This is a genomic window from Citrobacter telavivensis, assembly GCA_009363175.1.
In the GTDB taxonomy this organism is placed as follows: Bacteria; Pseudomonadota; Gammaproteobacteria; order Enterobacterales; family Enterobacteriaceae; genus Citrobacter_A; species Citrobacter_A telavivensis.
Window position 1 is genome coordinate 596,534 of record CP045205.1, and the last position, 17,436, is coordinate 613,969.

A 17,436-nucleotide genomic window follows, 5' to 3' on the forward strand; every position below is an offset into this window, starting at 1 on the left:
TTTCGTTGTAGGCCGGATAAGATGCTTTAGCGTCGTCATCCGGCAATCGAGCCGGGGGCGCTTCGCTTACCCGGCCTACAATGAGTGAATATCTTTAAACCCGCTCAAACACCGTCGCGATACCCTGACCCAATCCGATACACATCGTCGCCAGACCGAACTGGACATCTTTGCGTTCCATCAGATTCAGCAGCGTGGTGCTGATACGCGCACCGGAGCAGCCCAGCGGGTGACCGAGCGCGATCGCACCGCCGTTAAGGTTGATCTTCTCGTCGATCTGCTCCATCAAGCCCAGATCTTTAATGCACGGCAGGATCTGCGCGGCAAACGCTTCGTTCATCTCAAACAAACCGATATCGCTGGCGGAAAGTCCCGCTTTTTTCAGCGCCAGTTTTGATGCCGGAACCGGACCGTATCCCATGATGGAAGGATCGCAGCCCACCACCGCCATTGAGCGCACGCGGGCGCGCGGTTTCAGACCCAGCTCACGCGCACGACTTTCGCTCATCACCAGCATGGCGGCCGCGCCATCGGAGAGTGCGGAAGAAGTACCTGCCGTAACCGTACCGCTGACCGGATCAAACGCCGGACGCAAGGTGGACAGCGTTTCAATCGTGGTTTCCGGACGAATCACTTCGTCATAGGTAAACTGCTTCAGCACGCCATCGGCGTCATGCCCGCCGGTTGGGATAATTTCATTCTTAAACGCGCCAGACTGCGTTGCAGCCCAGGCACGGGCGTGTGAACGTGCGGCAAAGGCATCCTGCATTTCTCGACTGATACCGTGCATGCGGGAGAGCATCTCTGCTGTCAGCCCCATCATGCCCGCCGCTTTGGCGACGTTGCGGCTCAGGCCCGGGTGGAAATCAACACCGTGGCTCATCGGCACATGGCCCATATGCTCCACACCGCCCACCAGACAGGCCTGCGCATCGCCGGTCATGATCATCCGCGCCGCGTCATGCAATGCCTGCATGGAGGAACCGCACAGCCGGTTGACGGTCACCGCCGGAACGGAATGCGGGACTTCCGCCAGCAGCGCCGCGTTACGGGCGATGTTAAAGCCCTGCTCCAGCGTCTGCTGCACGCAGCCCCAGTAGATATCGTCAAGCGCTGCCGCTTCCAGCGCCGGATTTCGCGCCAGCAGGCTACGCATCAAATGCGCGGAGAGATCTTCCGCGCGCACGTGGCGAAATGCGCCCCCTTTCGAACGGCCCATCGGGGTACGGATCGCATCAACAATTACAACCTGTTCCATTGTGACTCCTTAAGCCGTTTTCAGGTCGCCAACCGGACGGGCAGGCTCAACCGGGGGATAATACGGTTCGTTATGACGCGCTTTATTACGCAGACCTTCCGGAACGTCGTATAACGGACCGAGGTGCTGATACTGTTGCGCCATATCGAGATATTTCGCGCTGCCGATCGTATCCAGCCAGCGGAACGCCCCGCCGTGGAACGGAGGGAAGCCCAGACCGTAAACCAGCGCCATGTCGGCCTCTGCCGGACTGGCGATAATGCCTTCTTCGAGACAGCGCACCACTTCGTTGACCATCGGGATCATCATGCGGGCGATAATCTCTTCGTCGCTGAAATCCCGCTTCGCTTTACTGACGTCAGCCAACAGGCCGTCAACGGTGGCATCCTCTTCTTTCTTCGGCTTACCTTTGCTGTCTTCTTTATAGCGCCAGAAGCCCAGACCGTTCTTCTGACCAAAACGACTGGCGTCAAACAGCGCATCAATCGCGTCGCGATAATCTTTTTGCATTCGCTGCGGGAAACCTGCGGACATCACGGCCTGTGCGTGATGCGCGGTATCAATGCCCACGACGTCAAGCAGGTACGCCGGGCCCATCGGCCAACCGAACTGTTTTTCCATCACTTTGTCGACTTTGCGGAAGTCCGCACCGTCGCGCAGTAACTGACTGAATCCGGCGAAGTAAGGGAACAGCACGCGGTTAACAAAGAAGCCAGGGCAGTCGTTGACCACGATCGGCGTTTTACCCATTTTGCTGGCCCAGGCGACCACTTTCGCGATGGTTTCATCGGCGCTTTTTTCGCCACGAATGATCTCAACCAGCGGCATCCGGTGAACCGGGTTAAAGAAGTGCATCCCGCAGAAGTTTTCCGGGCGCTTCAGCACGCTTGCCAGCTCGCTGATGGGAATAGTGGAAGTGTTCGATGCCAGCACGGTGTCCGGGCGAACTTTATCTTCCGTCTCCGCCAGTACCGCTTTTTTCACTTTTGGATTTTCAACGACCGCTTCGACGACGACGTCTACGCGCTCAAAACCGGCGTAGTCCAGCGTAGGATGAATGGTCGAAATCACGCCAGCCATCTTCAGACCGTCAATTTTGTTGCGCTCAAGCTGTTTGTTCAGCAGTTTCGCGGCCTCGGTCATCCCGAGGGTCAGGGATTTGTCATTGATATCTTTCATGATAACCGGCACGCCTTTCCATGCCGACTGATACGCGATGCCGCCGCCCATAATGCCCGCGCCCAGCACTGCAGCCTGCTTCGGCGTCTCAACGTTTTTGGTCAGCGTCTTCGCTTTGCCTTTCACATACTGATCGTTTAGGAAAATACCGACCAGCGCGCGGGCTTCATTGGTGTGCGCCAGCGGGACAAAACTTTTGTTTTCCAGATTCAGTGCTTCTTCACGACCAAAGCGCGCGGCGGCTTCAATGGTTTTCACCGCTGTCATCGGAGCCGGGTAGTGTTTACCTGCCGTTTGCGCGACCATGCCTTTAGCAATGGTGAAGCTCATGGTGGCTTCAATCTTGCTGAGCTTCAGCGGTTCCAACTTCGGCTGACGCTTCGCTTTCCAGTCCAGATCGCCGTTGATGGCCTGACGTAATACCGCTTTTGCGCCCTCAATCAGCTTTTCTGCTTTCACAACGCCATCGACCAGGCCGATTTTCAGCGCCTGCTCGGCCCCAACGTCTTTACCGGCTGCAATGATCTCCAGCGCGCTGTCCGCGCCTAACATGCGCGGCATACGTACGGAGCCGCCAAAGCCTGGCATGATACCCAGCTTTGTTTCTGGCAGACCGATACGCAGATCCGGTGTCGCCAGACGGTAATCAGTCGCCAGCACGCATTCGCAGCCGCCGCCCAGCGCATAGCCGTTAACGGCCGAAAGGGTCGGGACCGGTAGATCTTCCAGACGGTTAAAGACGCTGTTGGCGAAATGCAGCCACTGGCTGAGCTGTTCTTCGGGAACGAGAAACAGCGACAGGAATTCGGTGATATCCGCACCGACGATAAAGGCCGCTTTGTTCGAACGCAGCAGCAGCCCTTTTAAATCTGTTTGTTTTTCCAGTACGTCCAGCGCCTGGCCGAGGCTGGCGACGGTTGCCGTGTCGAGTTTGTTCACTGAGCCTGGGGCATCGAACACCAGTTCGGCGATGCCATCTTCCAGCCAGTCGAGGTACAGGTTGTCGCCTTTGTAAAGCATGTCAGTCTCCTGAATCCGCAAGGTGATCTGGTCATACCAGATGAAGCGAAGTGTGTATTTTATGTTAATAAAATGCAAATGACTGATTAAAGAAATGCCGATCCGATCACACCTGGCAGAAATCACGCTCTCTCGAATCGATGTGCTAAGATGCGGAGACTTGAGGTCGAAAAACAGAAGGATAGAAAATGGAATCACTGGCCGCACTCTATAAAAATCATATCGTTACCCTACAAGAACGGACGCGTGATGCGCTGGAACGCTTTAAGCTTGATGCGCTTCTTATTCACTCCGGCGAGCTGTTTAATGTTTTCCTCGACGATCATCCTTACCCGTTTAAGGTCAATCCGCAGTTTAAAGCCTGGGTACCGGTGACTCAGGTGCCAAATTGCTGGCTGCTGGTTGATGGGGTGAACAAACCCAAACTGTGGTTCTACTTGCCGGTCGACTACTGGCACAACGTTGAGCCGCTGCCAACCTCCTTCTGGACTGAAGAAGTTGAGGTGATTGCCCTGCCGAAAGCGGATGGTATTGGCAGTCAACTGCCTGCCGCTCTTGGCAATATTGGTTATATTGGCCCGGTTCCGGAGCGTGCGCTGCAACTGGAGATTGCGGCCAGCAACATCAACCCGAAAGGGGTGATCGACTATCTGCATTATTACCGTGCCTACAAAACGGATTACGAACTGGCCTGCATGCGTGAAGCGCAGAAAATGGCGGTGAATGGGCACCGTGCGGCGGAAGAAGCCTTCCGTTCAGGGATGAGCGAGTTCGACATCAACCTGGCTTATCTGACCGCAACCGGTCATCGCGACACCGATGTGCCGTACAGCAATATCGTGGCGCTGAACGAGCATGCGTCGGTTCTGCATTACACGAAACTGGATCATCAGGCACCGTCTGAAATCCGCAGCTTCCTGCTGGATGCCGGTGCGGAGTATAACGGCTATGCCGCAGACCTGACCCGTACCTGGTCGGCGAAAAGCGACAATGAGTATGCGCAGTTAGTGAAAGATGTGAATGACGAACAGCTGGCGCTGATCGCCACTATGAAAGCGGGCGTCAGCTATGTGGACTATCACGTTCAGTTCCATCAGCGTATTGCGAAACTGCTGCGTAAGCACCAGATCGTCACCGATCTGAGCGAAGAAGCGATGGTCGAAAACGATCTCACCGGACCGTTTATGCCGCACGGTATCGGCCATCCTCTGGGTTTGCAGGTGCATGATGTTGCTGGCTTTATGCAGGATGACTCTGGTACGCATCTCGCCGCGCCGTCTAAATATCCGTATCTGCGCTGCACCCGTGTGCTCCAGCCGGGTATGGTGCTGACCATTGAACCAGGCTTTTACTTCATCGAATCGCTGCTCGCGCCGTGGCGTGAAGGGCCGTTCAGCAAACACTTCAACTGGCAAAAAATTGAAGCGCTGAAACCGTTTGGCGGTATTCGTATTGAAGACAACGTGGTGATCCACGAAAACAACGTTGAGAACATGACGCGGGATCTGAAACTGGCGTAATGGACAGTTGGTTAATCCCTGCGGCGCCGGTCACCGTTGTTGAAGAGATCAAAAAAAGCCGCTTCATTACGCTGCTGGCGCATACCGAGGGCGTAGAGGCGGCAAAAGCGTTTGTGGAGTCAGTGAAAGCGGAGCACCCGAGCGCCCGCCACCATTGCGTGGCGTGGGTGGCGGGCGCGCCGGATGATTCACAGCAGCTGGGCTTTTCTGATGACGGTGAACCGGCGGGAACGGCAGGTAAGCCGATGCTCGCGCAGTTGATGGGCAGCGGCGTTGGGGAAATCACCGCCGTTGTGGTGCGCTACTACGGCGGAGTCTTGCTCGGCACCGGCGGACTGGTTAAAGCCTACGGCGGTGGCGTAAACCAGGCATTGCGTCAGTTAACGACGCAGCGCAAGACGCCATTAACCGAATATACTTTGCAGTGTGAGTACGCGCAGTTGGCTGGCGTTGAAGCACTTCTGGGTCAACATGACGGCAAAATCGTCACCAGTGATTACCAGGCATTCATTCGGTTACGGGTGGCGCTTCCTTATGCGAAAGTGGATGAATTTTCAGCAAAGCTGGCGGATTTTAGTCGTGGTTCATTGCAATTGTTAGCGATTGAAGAATAATCCCCACCTCATTTTGAAGAACTAAGGAAGCGGCAGAGATGCATTTTCGCGCCATTACCCGAATCGTAGGACTACTGGTCATCTTATTTTCGGGCACGATGATCCTCCCGGGGCTGGTAGCGCTTATCTATCGTGATGGGGCGGGACGCGCATTTACGCAAACCTTTTTTGTCGCGCTGGTGATTGGCTCCATGTTGTGGTGGCCGAACCGTCGTGAGAAAGGCGAACTGAAATCTCGCGAAGGGTTTTTGATCGTCGTGCTGTTCTGGACTGTGCTGGGCAGCGTGGGTGCGTTGCCCTTCATCTTTTCTGAAAGCCCGAACCTCACGATTACCGATGCGTTCTTCGAATCATTCTCCGGACTGACCACGACCGGTGCCACTACGCTGGTGGGGCTGGATTCGCTACCACATGCGATCCTCTTTTATCGCCAGATGCTGCAATGGTTTGGCGGGATGGGGATCATTGTGCTGGCCGTCGCGATTCTGCCAATACTCGGTGTCGGTGGGATGCAGCTCTATCGCGCTGAAATGCCCGGACCGCTGAAAGATAACAAGATGCGCCCGCGTATTGCCGAGACGGCAAAAACGCTGTGGTTGATCTATGTCCTGCTGACGGTGGCCTGTGCACTGGCGCTATGGTTTGCCGGCATGCCGGCGTTTGATGCCATCGGACACAGTTTTGCCACTATCGCGATCGGCGGGTTTTCCACCCATGATGCCAGCGTGGGCTACTTTGACAGCCCAACGATTAACACCATTATTGCTATCTTCTTATTAATCTCCGGCTGTAACTACGGTCTGCACTTCTCGTTACTGAGTGGCCGCAGCCTGAAGGTTTACTGGCGTGACCCCGAATTTCGTATGTTCATTGGTGTCCAACTGACGCTGGTGGTCATCTGCACATTAGTGCTCTGGTTCCATAACATCTATAGCTCCGCGCTGACGACGCTCAACCAGGCCTTTTTCCAGGTAGTGTCGATGGCCACCACGGCCGGATTTACGACCGACAGTATTGCGCGCTGGCCGCTTTTCCTGCCGGTACTGCTGCTATGTTCCGCGTTTATAGGTGGCTGTGCGGGCTCAACGGGCGGGGGATTGAAGGTTATCCGTATCCTCTTGCTGTTCAAACAGGGGAACCGCGAACTGAAGCGTCTGGTGCATCCCAATGCGGTCTATAGCATCAAGCTGGGGAACCGCGCGCTGCCGGAACGTATTCTTGAAGCCGTCTGGGGATTTTTCTCGGCGTATGCGCTGGTCTTCATTATCAGTATGTTGGCGATTATCGCGACCGGTGTGGACGATTTCTCCGCCTTTGCCTCCGTGGTGGCGACGCTGAACAACCTTGGGCCTGGGCTGGGCGTCGTGGCGGACAACTTTGCCAGTATGAATCCGGTGGCGAAATGGATCCTGATTGCCAACATGCTGTTCGGTCGTCTGGAAGTCTTCACTCTGCTGGTACTTTTTACCCCGACTTTCTGGCGTGAATAATGGAGTAACACGTGAAAACACTGATTCTTTTCTCATCCCGTGACGGGCAGACCCAGGAAATCGCCGCTTATCTGGCGTCAGAACTCAAAGAACTTGGTATCTGCACGGATGTGGTCAATCTGCATCGTACCGATGAACCTGACTGGGAACGCTATGACCGGGTAGTCATTGGCGCATCGATTCGTTATGGGCACTATCATTCTGCCTTCCTCGCGTTTGTGAAGAAACATGCAACACGCTTGAATCACATGCCAAGTGCGTTTTACTCCGTCAACCTGGTGGCGCGGAAACCGGAAAAGCGGACGCCGCAAACCAACAGCTACGCGCGCAAGTTTTTAATGAACTCGCAGTGGCGGCCAGACCGTTCTGCAGTTATCGCCGGGGCGCTACTTTATCCGCGCTATCGCTGGTATGACCGAATGATGATTAAACTCATTATGAAAATGTCGGGCGGCGAAACGGATACGCGTAAAGAAGTTATTTATACCGACTGGGAACAAGTCGCGAGTTTTGCCCGAGAAATCGCTCAGTTAACCCCCGATTCGTTGGTTAAATAAACGTAAAGAATAAAAAATGCGCACTCGGAAAATTATTTTAAATTTCCCCTTGTCAGCCTGAAATAACTCCCTATAATGCGCCTCCACTGACACGGAACAACGGCACGCAAGCCGCCGGGTCAGCGGGGTTCAGAGATGAACGCCCACAGAGAAAAGCGAAATAAATGCTTGACTCTGAATGAGGAAAACGTAATATACGGGACCTCGCGACAGAGCGCTAAAGCGCGTCGCAACTGCTCTTTAACAATTTATCAGACAATCTGTGTGGGCACTCAAAGTGACATGGATTCTTAACGTCCTCGGACGAAAAATGAATACCAAGTCTCAAAGAGTGAACACGTAATTCATTACGAAGTTTAATTCTGTGAGCATCAAACTTAAATTGAAGAGTTTGATCATGGCTCAGATTGAACGCTGGCGGCAGGCCTAACACATGCAAGTCGAACGGTAACAGGAAGCAGCTTGCTGCTTTGCTGACGAGTGGCGGACGGGTGAGTAATGTCTGGGAAACTGCCCGATGGAGGGGGATAACTACTGGAAACGGTAGCTAATACCGCATAACGTCGCAAGACCAAAGAGGGGGACCTTCGGGCCTCTTGCCATCGGATGTGCCCAGATGGGATTAGCTAGTTGGTGAGGTAACGGCTCACCAAGGCGACGATCCCTAGCTGGTCTGAGAGGATGACCAGCCACACTGGAACTGAGACACGGTCCAGACTCCTACGGGAGGCAGCAGTGGGGAATATTGCACAATGGGCGCAAGCCTGATGCAGCCATGCCGCGTGTATGAAGAAGGCCTTCGGGTTGTAAAGTACTTTCAGCGGGGAGGAAGGTGTTGTGGTTAATAACCGCAGCAATTGACGTTACCCGCAGAAGAAGCACCGGCTAACTCCGTGCCAGCAGCCGCGGTAATACGGAGGGTGCAAGCGTTAATCGGAATTACTGGGCGTAAAGCGCACGCAGGCGGTCTGTCAAGTCGGATGTGAAATCCCCGGGCTCAACCTGGGAACTGCATTCGAAACTGGCAGGCTTGAGTCTCGTAGAGGGGGGTAGAATTCCAGGTGTAGCGGTGAAATGCGTAGAGATCTGGAGGAATACCGGTGGCGAAGGCGGCCCCCTGGACGAAGACTGACGCTCAGGTGCGAAAGCGTGGGGAGCAAACAGGATTAGATACCCTGGTAGTCCACGCCGTAAACGATGTCTATTTGGAGGTTGTTCCCCTGAGGAGTGGCTTCCGGAGCTAACGCGTTAAATAGACCGCCTGGGGAGTACGGCCGCAAGGTTAAAACTCAAATGAATTGACGGGGGCCCGCACAAGCGGTGGAGCATGTGGTTTAATTCGATGCAACGCGAAGAACCTTACCTGGTCTTGACATCCACAGAACCTTGTAGAGATACGAGGGTGCCTTCGGGAACTGTGAGACAGGTGCTGCATGGCTGTCGTCAGCTCGTGTTGTGAAATGTTGGGTTAAGTCCCGCAACGAGCGCAACCCTTATCCTTTGTTGCCAGCGGTCCGGCCGGGAACTCAAAGGAGACTGCCAGTGATAAACTGGAGGAAGGTGGGGATGACGTCAAGTCATCATGGCCCTTACGACCAGGGCTACACACGTGCTACAATGGCATATACAAAGAGAAGCGACCTCGCGAGAGTAAGCGGACCTCATAAAGTATGTCGTAGTCCGGATTGGAGTCTGCAACTCGACTCCATGAAGTCGGAATCGCTAGTAATCGTGGATCAGAATGCCACGGTGAATACGTTCCCGGGCCTTGTACACACCGCCCGTCACACCATGGGAGTGGGTTGCAAAAGAAGTAGGTAGCTTAACCTTCGGGAGGGCGCTTACCACTTTGTGATTCATGACTGGGGTGAAGTCGTAACAAGGTAACCGTAGGGGAACCTGCGGTTGGATCACCTCCTTACCTTAAAGAACCTGCCTTTGTAGTGCTCACACAGATTGTCTGATGAAAATTAGCAGTAAAAAATCTCTGCAGGCTTGTAGCTCAGGTGGTTAGAGCGCACCCCTGATAAGGGTGAGGTCGGTGGTTCAAGTCCACTCAGGCCTACCAAATTCCTTCTGATACTGCGTTGCGGCAACGCTCATATACTGATGTATGCTTCGCGTTACCACGCCTTGTCTCAGAACGAATTAAGGTTGATGAGATTAACTACGATGGGGCTATAGCTCAGCTGGGAGAGCGCCTGCTTTGCACGCAGGAGGTCTGCGGTTCGATCCCGCATAGCTCCACCATATTTACTGCAAAACCCAAGAAAACTTCAGAGTGTACCTGAAAAGGTTCACTGCGAAGTTTTGCTCTTTAAAAATCTGGATCAAGCTGAAAATTGAAACGACACACAGTCAATGTGTGTTCGAGTCTCTCAAATTTTCGCAACACTGACGGTGTTTTACGAAACATCTTCGGGTTGTGAGGTTAAGCGACTAAGCGTACACGGTGGATGCCCTGGCAGTCAGAGGCGATGAAGGACGTGCTAATCTGCGAAAAGCGTCGGTAAGGTGATATGAACCGTTATAGCCGGCGATGTCCGAATGGGGAAACCCAGTGCAATTCGTTGCACTATCGTTAAGTGAATACATAGCTTAACGAGGCGAACCGGGGGAACTGAAACATCTAAGTACCCCGAGGAAAAGAAATCAACCGAGATTCCCCCAGTAGCGGCGAGCGAACGGGGAGCAGCCCAGAGCCTGAATCAGCATGTGTGTTAGTGGAACGGTCTGGAAAGGCCGGCGATACAGGGTGACAGCCCCGTACACAAAAGTGCATATGTTGTGAGCTCGATGAGTAGGGCGGGACACGTGGTATCCTGTCTGAATATGGGGGGACCATCCTCCAAGGCTAAATACTCCTGACTGACCGATAGTGAACCAGTACCGTGAGGGAAAGGCGAAAAGAACCCCGGCGAGGGGAGTGAAAAAGAACCTGAAACCGTGTACGTACAAGCAGTGGGAGCCTCTTTTATGGGGTGACTGCGTACCTTTTGTATAATGGGTCAGCGACTTATATTCTGTAGCAAGGTTAACCGAATAGGGGAGCCGAAGGGAAACCGAGTCTTAACTGGGCGTTAAGTTGCAGGGTATAGACCCGAAACCCGGTGATCTAGCCATGGGCAGGTTGAAGGTTGGGTAACACTAACTGGAGGACCGAACCGACTAATGTTGAAAAATTAGCGGATGACTTGTGGCTGGGGGTGAAAGGCCAATCAAACCGGGAGATAGCTGGTTCTCCCCGAAAGCTATTTAGGTAGCGCCTCGTGAACTCATCTTCGGGGGTAGAGCACTGTTTCGGCTAGGGGGTCATCCCGACTTACCAACCCGATGCAAACTGCGAATACCGAAGAATGTTATCACGGGAGACACACGGCGGGTGCTAACGTCCGTCGTGAAGAGGGAAACAACCCAGACCGCCAGCTAAGGTCCCAAAGTCATGGTTAAGTGGGAAACGATGTGGGAAGGCTCAGACAGCCAGGATGTTGGCTTAGAAGCAGCCATCATTTAAAGAAAGCGTAATAGCTCACTGGTCGAGTCGGCCTGCGCGGAAGATGTAACGGGGCTAAACCATGCACCGAAGCTGCGGCAGCGACACTATGTGTTGTTGGGTAGGGGAGCGTTCTGTAAGCCTGCGAAGGTGTGCTGTGAGGCATGCTGGAGGTATCAGAAGTGCGAATGCTGACATAAGTAACGATAAAGCGGGTGAAAAGCCCGCTCGCCGGAAGACCAAGGGTTCCTGTCCAACGTTAATCGGGGCAGGGTGAGTCGACCCCTAAGGCGAGGCCGAAAGGCGTAGTCGATGGGAAACAGGTTAATATTCCTGTACTTGGTGTTACTGCGAAGGGGGGACGGAGAAGGCTATGTTGGCCGGGCGACGGTTGTCCCGGTTTAAGCGTGTAGGTGTGTGTTCCAGGTAAATCCGGTTCACTCTAACACTGAGGCGTGATGACGAGGCACTACGGTGCTGAAGTAACAAATGCCCTGCTTCCAGGAAAAGCCTCTAAGCATCAGGTAACATCAAATCGTACCCCAAACCGACACAGGTGGTCAGGTAGAGAATACCAAGGCGCTTGAGAGAACTCGGGTGAAGGAACTAGGCAAAATGGTGCCGTAACTTCGGGAGAAGGCACGCTGATATGTAGGTGAAGTGATTTACTCATGGAGCTGAAATCAGTCGAAGATACCAGCTGGCTGCAACTGTTTATTAAAAACACAGCACTGTGCAAACACGAAAGTGGACGTATACGGTGTGACGCCTGCCCGGTGCCGGAAGGTTAATTGATGGGGTTATCCTTAGGGAGAAGCTCTTGATCGAAGCCCCGGTAAACGGCGGCCGTAACTATAACGGTCCTAAGGTAGCGAAATTCCTTGTCGGGTAAGTTCCGACCTGCACGAATGGCGTAATGATGGCCAGGCTGTCTCCACCCGAGACTCAGTGAAATTGAACTCGCTGTGAAGATGCAGTGTACCCGCGGCAAGACGGAAAGACCCCGTGAACCTTTACTATAGCTTGACACTGAACACTGGTCCTTGATGTGTAGGATAGGTGGGAGGCTTTGAAGTGTGGACGCCAGTCTGCATGGAGCCAACCTTGAAATACCACCCTTTAATGGCTGGTGTTCTAACGTGGGCCCGTAATCCGGGTTGCGGACAGTGTCTGGTGGGTAGTTTGACTGGGGCGGTCTCCTCCTAAAGAGTAACGGAGGAGCACGAAGGTTAGCTAATCCTGGTCGGACATCAGGAGGTTAGTGCAAAGGCATAAGCTAGCTTGACTGCGAGCGTGACGGCGCGAGCAGGTGCGAAAGCAGGTCTTAGTGATCCGGTGGTTCTGAATGGAAGGGCCATCGCTCAACGGATAAAAGGTACTCCGGGGATAACAGGCTGATACCGCCCAAGAGTTCATATCGACGGCGGTGTTTGGCACCTCGATGTCGGCTCATCACATCCTGGGGCTGAAGTAGGTCCCAAGGGTATGGCTGTTCGCCATTTAAAGTGGTACGCGAGCTGGGTTTAGAACGTCGTGAGACAGTTCGGTCCCTATCTGCCGTGGGCGCTGGAGAATTGAGGGGGGCTGCTCCTAGTACGAGAGGACCGGAGTGGACGCATCACTGGTGTTCGGGTTGTCATGCCAATGGCACTGCCCGGTAGCTAAATGCGGAAAAGATAAGTGCTGAAAGCATCTAAGCACGAAACTTGCCCCGAGATGAGTTCTCCCTGACCCTTTAAGGGTCCTGAAGGAACGTTGAAGACGACGACGTTGATAGGCCGGGTGTGTAAGCGCAGCGATGCGTTGAGCTAACCGGTACTAATGAACCGTGAGGCTTAACCTTACAACGCCGAAGCTGTTTTGGCGGATTTGAGAGAATTTTCAGTTCAGCTTGATAACAGATTATGTCACTTCGAGGAAACGGGGTGATAAAACAGAATTTGCCTGGCGGCTGTAGCGCGGTGGTCCCACCTGACCCCATGCCGAACTCAGAAGTGAAACGCCGTAGCGCCGATGGTAGTGTGGGGTCTCCCCATGTGAGAGTAGGGAACTGCCAGGCATCAAATAAACAGGAAAACCTCATGCGAAAGCATGGGGTTTTTTTGTTTTATCTGCTGTTCAGTGAAGAGGCCATCCTGCGGATGGCCTTTTTGCGTTTATCGGGATGATTACTTGAGCGGAGAAAGAGACGCTTTATTGGGTTTACTGCGCCTTTAGCCAGCGTAAAATGAATGCTGAAATCTGCTGTATATCATTGATATTTAATTGCGGAATATCCACGTCAAGTTGAACGTCACTGGCAATCGCAATAACGTGTTCATCAATGGTCAGTTCTTCCACACTGCGTCCACATCCCTGTCGAAACAATAAGATCTTCGCGACGGCTTCGTGCTTAAATCCCTCAACCAGCACCATATCCAGCGTGGTAGTCTCCATCCTGCTGACCAGGTACGCTAAATCCAGCTCGGATGCTTCTGGCGTCTCGGTCATCAATGCCCAACGTTGCTGACTGGCGACCAGGGTTTGCGCTGCCCCCGCTTTGCGTAGCTCGTAGCTGTCTTTGCCGGGCTTATCCACGTCCATATCGTGATGCGTATGCTTGATAAGTCCAGGACGGATCCCTGCGGCGCACAGAGCCGGGATGAGCTTCCTGAGCAGTGTCGTTTTTCCCGTTCCGCTCCACGCGGCGATAGCCAGGAGAGGGATCATTGTTTTTCCTGCCATTTATCGAGCTCCTCAAGGGTATTCACATTCACAAACGCGTCCTTATAGTCGCTAAAATCAACGGCATGTCCACCGGCCTGACGCATAAAAACCATTACCCGTCGCTCGCCAGACTGTAGATAAGTCTGCAAAAACGGCTGAACCGAGCGGTGAACCAGCGCAATGGTGGGGTGATCCCGTTCGCCATCGTGCACCCATACCACCGGTGCCTGATTGCGTCGGGCACTTAATCGGGCAACCAGCGTCTGCGGGATAAAAGGGGTGTCACAGGGACAAAACAGAAACCAGTCGCCATTCTCCTGTTGGAAAACAGAAAGCATACCCGCCAGCGGACCGGGAAAATCCGCGATCACATCCGAAATGACTTTCAGGCCGCCAGAGCGATAAATATCCTGATGGCGATTGGCATTCACAACTACCGTTTCCAGTTGCGATAACAGCGTATCGGCGACATGTTTCCACAGCGGTTTCCCTTTAAGCTCAAGCAGGCCTTTATCAATGCCGCCCATCCGCCTGGCCTTTCCGCCAGCAAGTACAACCCCTGTTATTGCACTAACCTGATTCACTGATATCGCCTCTTTTATTGTGGGATTGACCCTGCTAACGTGTCTGTATCAAGAGTAAGGAGCACGACCATGAAATGTAAACGCCTGAATGAAGTTATTGAACTCCTCCAGCCAGCCTGGCAAAAAGAGCCCGACCTTAACCTGATGCAATTTTTGCAGAAACTGGCGAAAGAGTCAGGTTTTGACGGTGAACTGGCGGATTTAACCGACGACATTCTGATCTATCACCTGAAAATGCGCGACTCTGCAAAAGACGCTGTTATTCCCGGTATCCAAAAAGACTACGAGGAAGATTTCAAAACGGCGCTGCTGCGTGCCCGTGGCGTAATTAAAGAGTAAAAGCTTGTAAGTGGGGCCACCGAAGTTGTTATGAAATGATATCCTGAATCATTCGACGTATTTTCCGGATGATGGGATGAACAACAACGCTTTCAATTTCCAGACATTACACCCGGATACCATCATGGATGCGCTGTTTGAGCAGGGGATCCGGGTGGATTCTGGTCTTACTCCGCTTAACAGCTACGAAAACCGTGTCTACCAGTTTCAGGATGAAGACCGTCAGCGTTTTGTCGTTAAATTTTATCGCCCTGAGCGCTGGTCGGTTGATCAGATCCTGGAAGAGCATCAGTTTGCGATTGAACTGCTCGAAGATGACGTCCCGGTTGCCGCGCCGCTGGCTTTTAAGGGGCAGACGCTGTTGTCGCATCAGGGGTTCCACTACGCGATTTTTCCAAGCGTAGGTGGTCGGCAGTTCGAAGCGGACAATATCGATCAAATGGAAGCGGTGGGCCGTTATCTGGGGCGTCTGCATCAGATCGGTCGTAAGCGACCATTTACCTGGCGACCGACCATTGGGCTGGACGAATACCTCGTCGAGCCGCGTAAACTCTTCGAGTATGCTCGCCTCATCCCGTCAGGACAAAAGGCCGCCTTCCTGAAGGCGACGGATGCGCTGATTGTGGCCGTCACTGACCGGTGGCATACGAATTTTGACATGTTACGTCTACACGGCGACTGTCACGCCGGAAATATCCTCTGGCGCGAGGGGCCGCTGTTTGTCGATTTAGATGATTCCCGCAATGGTCCTGCCATTCAGGATCTGTGGATGCTTCTTAATGGTGATAAAGCTGAGCAACGTATGCAGCTTGAGACGATTATTGAAGCTTATGAAGACGTTAATGAGTTCGAAACGTCTGAAATTGAACTGATTGAACCTTTACGTGCCATGCGTTTGGTTTATTATCTTGCCTGGCTGATGCGTCGTTGGGACGATCCTGCGTTTCCTAAAAACTTCCCGTGGTTGACCGGGGAAGATTACTGGCAACGACAGACCGCGACATTTATCGAGCAGGCAAAAGTTCTGCAAGAACCCCCATTACAATTAACACCTATGTATTAATCGGAGACGTAATCATGAAAAAGATTTGGCTGGCGCTGGCTGGTATGGTTTTAGCTTTCAGCGCATCGGCAGCGCAATTCGAGGATGGTAAGCAGTATACCACCCTGGAAAAGCCCGTTGCCGGTGAACCGCAGGTGCTGGAGTTTTTCTCTTTCTATTGCCCACACTGCTACCAGTTTGAAGAAGTCCTTCATGTTTCTGATAACGTGAAGAAAAAACTTCCGGAAGGCGTCAAAATGACTAAGTACCACGTCGAGTTCCTGGGCCCGCTGGGCAAGGATCTGACGCAAGCGTGGGCTGTGGCGATCGCGCTGGGTGTTGAAGATAAAGTGACTGTGCCGATGTTTGAAGGTGTACAGAAAACCCAGACCGTACAAAGCGTTGCGGATATCCGTAAAGTATTCGTGGATGCCGGCGTTAAAGGCGAAGATTACGATGCGGCATGGAACAGCTTTGTCGTGAAATCACTGGTTGCGCAGCAGGAAAAAGCCGCTGCCGATCTGCAACTGCAGGGCGTACCGGCGATGTTTGTTAACGGCAAATATCAGGTGAATCCGCAGGGTATGGATACCAGCAGCATGGATATCTTTGTTCAGCAATATGCGGACACGGTGAAATACCTGGTCGGTAAGAAATAAAAGCAACGCCGGTCAGTGACCGGCGTTTTTACTTGTCGCTTTAATCTCTTCTATTAGCAAGTCTTTTTCTCCCCACAGCGTATTTAGCCATAGCTGGAAACGGCGCTTAAAACCTTTATCGTTCACGTAGTCACCGTGCAGATCTTCCTTAATGGGTTGCATATCCACGCGAACCACAATGCGCGTCAGTTTCCCGCTTAGCATATCGAAGAACGGCGTACGGTCGTTTTCTGGATAGCACAGCGTAACGTTAAGTAATTTATCGAATTGCGAACCTAACACGTTCAGCGCCATTGCGATGCCTGCTGCTTTTGGCGGTAACAGGTGTTTATACGGCGAGCGAGTCTGCTGACGTTTTTCTTCGGTAAAGCGAGAGCCTTCGACGAAATTGACGATCGTGGTGGGATGCGCCCGAAATTTTTCGCAGGACCGGCGGGTGGTCTCAACATCCTTACCCCGACGTTCTGGATGCCGCAAGAGGTACGCGCGTGAGTAACGTTTCATAAACGGCATATCCAGCGCCCAGCAGGCGAGACCGATAAAGGGCACCCAGGCCAGTTGCTGTTTGAGGAAATACTTATTCATGGGAATGTGTTTACGGAAGAGCACACACAGCACCACGATGTCAGCCCAACTGTGGTGATTACACACCAGCAGATACCAGTTTTTCTTGCTGAGACCTTCCAGACCTTGCACATCCCATTTCAACCACGGGTTGAGATGCAGCAGCAGGGCGAGCCCTTCACACCAGCAGTACATCATGAAATTACAAAACAAAGACACCTTGCGCCAGACGAAAGGAACGGGTAGCAGGAGCTTTACCAGTCCAGCAAGAATGATCGGTACAGAGCATAAAATCGTGACCACAATGGTCAATGCGATGCTCAGCAACAGGGTGACTGTAGCGAGCAATCTCGCCATGATTAAATTATTCAAAGGATTAGCCATAAACAGTACGCTAAAGTCGCGCAAGGG

Annotated in this window: 12 protein-coding genes, 2 tRNA genes and 3 rRNA genes; 12 read left to right on the top strand and 5 right to left on the bottom strand. The window is 53.0% G+C overall.

Annotated elements, in window-relative coordinates; translation table 11 throughout:
* Positions 1 to 94: 94 nt before the first annotated feature.
* Both fadA and fadB read right to left on the bottom strand, forming a co-directional pair.
* The gene (gene fadA / locus GBC03_05050; GenBank protein QFS69620.1) at positions 95 to 1,258 is read right to left on the bottom strand and encodes an acetyl-CoA C-acyltransferase FadA; all 1,164 of its coding nucleotides are present in this window, start codon (positions 1,256 to 1,258) and stop codon (positions 95 to 97) included.
* Positions 1,259 to 1,267: 9 nt separating this feature from the next.
* The gene (fadB, locus tag GBC03_05055) at positions 1,268 to 3,457 is read right to left on the bottom strand and encodes a fatty acid oxidation complex subunit alpha FadB (GenBank protein ID QFS69621.1); all 2,190 of its coding nucleotides are present in this window, start codon (positions 3,455 to 3,457) and stop codon (positions 1,268 to 1,270) included.
* A gap of 188 nt (positions 3,458 to 3,645) precedes the next feature.
* On the opposite strand from fadB, the gene pepQ reads away from it, so the two are divergent.
* The 9 genes from pepQ (at position 3,646) to rrf (ending at position 13,190) form a co-directional block, all read left to right on the top strand.
* A complete protein-coding gene (pepQ, locus tag GBC03_05060) occupies positions 3,646 to 4,977 on the top strand; it encodes a Xaa-Pro dipeptidase (GenBank protein ID QFS69622.1) in 1,332 nt (443 codons plus the stop codon).
* Positions 4,977 to 5,591, top strand: a complete 615-nt coding sequence (locus GBC03_05065) for an IMPACT family protein (GenBank protein QFS69623.1) — start codon at positions 4,977 to 4,979, stop codon at positions 5,589 to 5,591. The genes pepQ and GBC03_05065 overlap by 1 nt, the downstream gene beginning before the upstream one ends.
* A gap of 38 nt (positions 5,592 to 5,629) precedes the next feature.
* Entirely contained in the window at positions 5,630 to 7,081 is a 1,452-nt protein-coding gene (trkH, locus tag GBC03_05070; protein ID QFS69624.1) for a Trk system potassium transporter TrkH, read from the top strand.
* A gap of 11 nt (positions 7,082 to 7,092) precedes the next feature.
* A complete protein-coding gene (gene hemG, locus GBC03_05075) occupies positions 7,093 to 7,638 on the top strand; it encodes a menaquinone-dependent protoporphyrinogen IX dehydrogenase (GenBank protein QFS69625.1) in 546 nt (181 codons plus the stop codon).
* A gap of 379 nt (positions 7,639 to 8,017) precedes the next feature.
* A 16S ribosomal RNA gene (locus GBC03_05080) occupies positions 8,018 to 9,569 on the top strand.
* Between the two features lie 60 nt (positions 9,570 to 9,629).
* Positions 9,630 to 9,706: transfer RNA gene (locus GBC03_05085), tRNA-Ile, on the top strand.
* Between the two features lie 106 nt (positions 9,707 to 9,812).
* Positions 9,813 to 9,888: transfer RNA gene (locus GBC03_05090), tRNA-Ala, on the top strand.
* Positions 9,889 to 10,058: 170 nt separating this feature from the next.
* A 23S ribosomal RNA gene (locus GBC03_05095) occupies positions 10,059 to 12,991 on the top strand.
* Positions 12,992 to 13,074: 83 nt separating this feature from the next.
* Positions 13,075 to 13,190, top strand: a 5S ribosomal RNA gene (rrf, locus tag GBC03_05100).
* The 16S, 23S and 5S rRNA genes sit together here with 2 tRNA genes alongside, the layout of an rRNA operon.
* Positions 13,191 to 13,333: 143 nt before the next feature.
* On the opposite strand, the gene mobB is transcribed toward rrf, so the two are convergent.
* Both mobB and mobA read right to left on the bottom strand, forming a co-directional pair.
* The gene (mobB, locus tag GBC03_05105; GenBank protein QFS73918.1) at positions 13,334 to 13,840 is read right to left on the bottom strand and encodes a molybdopterin-guanine dinucleotide biosynthesis protein B; all 507 of its coding nucleotides are present in this window, start codon (positions 13,838 to 13,840) and stop codon (positions 13,334 to 13,336) included.
* Complete coding sequence (gene mobA / locus GBC03_05110; protein QFS69626.1) at positions 13,837 to 14,421, bottom strand: molybdenum cofactor guanylyltransferase MobA; 585 nt, start codon at positions 14,419 to 14,421, stop codon at positions 13,837 to 13,839. Before mobA ends, mobB begins: the two co-directional genes overlap by 4 nt.
* A 69-nt stretch (positions 14,422 to 14,490) precedes the next feature.
* Between mobA and GBC03_05115 the strand changes: the two genes are divergently transcribed.
* The 3 genes from GBC03_05115 to dsbA all read left to right on the top strand — a co-directional run bounded on the left by GBC03_05115 (position 14,491) and on the right by dsbA (position 16,461).
* A complete protein-coding gene (locus GBC03_05115) occupies positions 14,491 to 14,760 on the top strand; it encodes a DUF1040 family protein (GenBank protein ID QFS69627.1) in 270 nt (89 codons plus the stop codon).
* Between the two features lie 76 nt (positions 14,761 to 14,836).
* Positions 14,837 to 15,823, top strand: a complete 987-nt coding sequence (locus GBC03_05120; protein ID QFS69628.1) for a serine/threonine protein kinase — start codon at positions 14,837 to 14,839, stop codon at positions 15,821 to 15,823.
* A 14-nt stretch (positions 15,824 to 15,837) separates the two neighbouring features.
* Positions 15,838 to 16,461, top strand: a complete 624-nt coding sequence (dsbA, locus tag GBC03_05125) for a thiol:disulfide interchange protein DsbA (GenBank protein ID QFS69629.1) — start codon at positions 15,838 to 15,840, stop codon at positions 16,459 to 16,461.
* A 12-nt stretch (positions 16,462 to 16,473) separates the two neighbouring features.
* On the opposite strand, the gene GBC03_05130 is transcribed toward dsbA, so the two are convergent.
* The gene (locus tag GBC03_05130) at positions 16,474 to 17,382 is read right to left on the bottom strand and encodes an acyltransferase (GenBank protein ID QFS69630.1); all 909 of its coding nucleotides are present in this window, start codon (positions 17,380 to 17,382) and stop codon (positions 16,474 to 16,476) included.
* Positions 17,383 to 17,436: the final 54 nt, after the last annotated feature.

Excerpts from the sequence above, each read along its gene's own strand:
- fadA (QFS69620.1), bottom strand. The coding sequence starts at position 1,258 with ATGGAACAGGTTGTAATTGTTGATGCGATCCGTACCCCGATGGGCCGT.
- GBC03_05115 (QFS69627.1), top strand. The coding sequence starts at position 14,491 with ATGAAATGTAAACGCCTGAATGAAGTTATTGAACTCCTCCAGCCAGCC.
- GBC03_05120 (QFS69628.1), top strand. The coding sequence starts at position 14,837 with ATGAACAACAACGCTTTCAATTTCCAGACATTACACCCGGATACCATC.
- GBC03_05065 (QFS69623.1), top strand. The coding sequence starts at position 4,977 with ATGGACAGTTGGTTAATCCCTGCGGCGCCGGTCACCGTTGTTGAAGAG.
- trkH (QFS69624.1), top strand. The coding sequence starts at position 5,630 with ATGCATTTTCGCGCCATTACCCGAATCGTAGGACTACTGGTCATCTTA.
- fadB (QFS69621.1), bottom strand. The coding sequence starts at position 3,457 with ATGCTTTACAAAGGCGACAACCTGTACCTCGACTGGCTGGAAGATGGC.
- mobB (QFS73918.1), bottom strand. The coding sequence starts at position 13,840 with ATGATCCCTCTCCTGGCTATCGCCGCGTGGAGCGGAACGGGAAAAACG.
- dsbA (QFS69629.1), top strand. The coding sequence starts at position 15,838 with ATGAAAAAGATTTGGCTGGCGCTGGCTGGTATGGTTTTAGCTTTCAGC.
- pepQ (QFS69622.1), top strand. The coding sequence starts at position 3,646 with ATGGAATCACTGGCCGCACTCTATAAAAATCATATCGTTACCCTACAA.
- GBC03_05130 (QFS69630.1), bottom strand. The coding sequence starts at position 17,382 with ATGGCGAGATTGCTCGCTACAGTCACCCTGTTGCTGAGCATCGCATTG.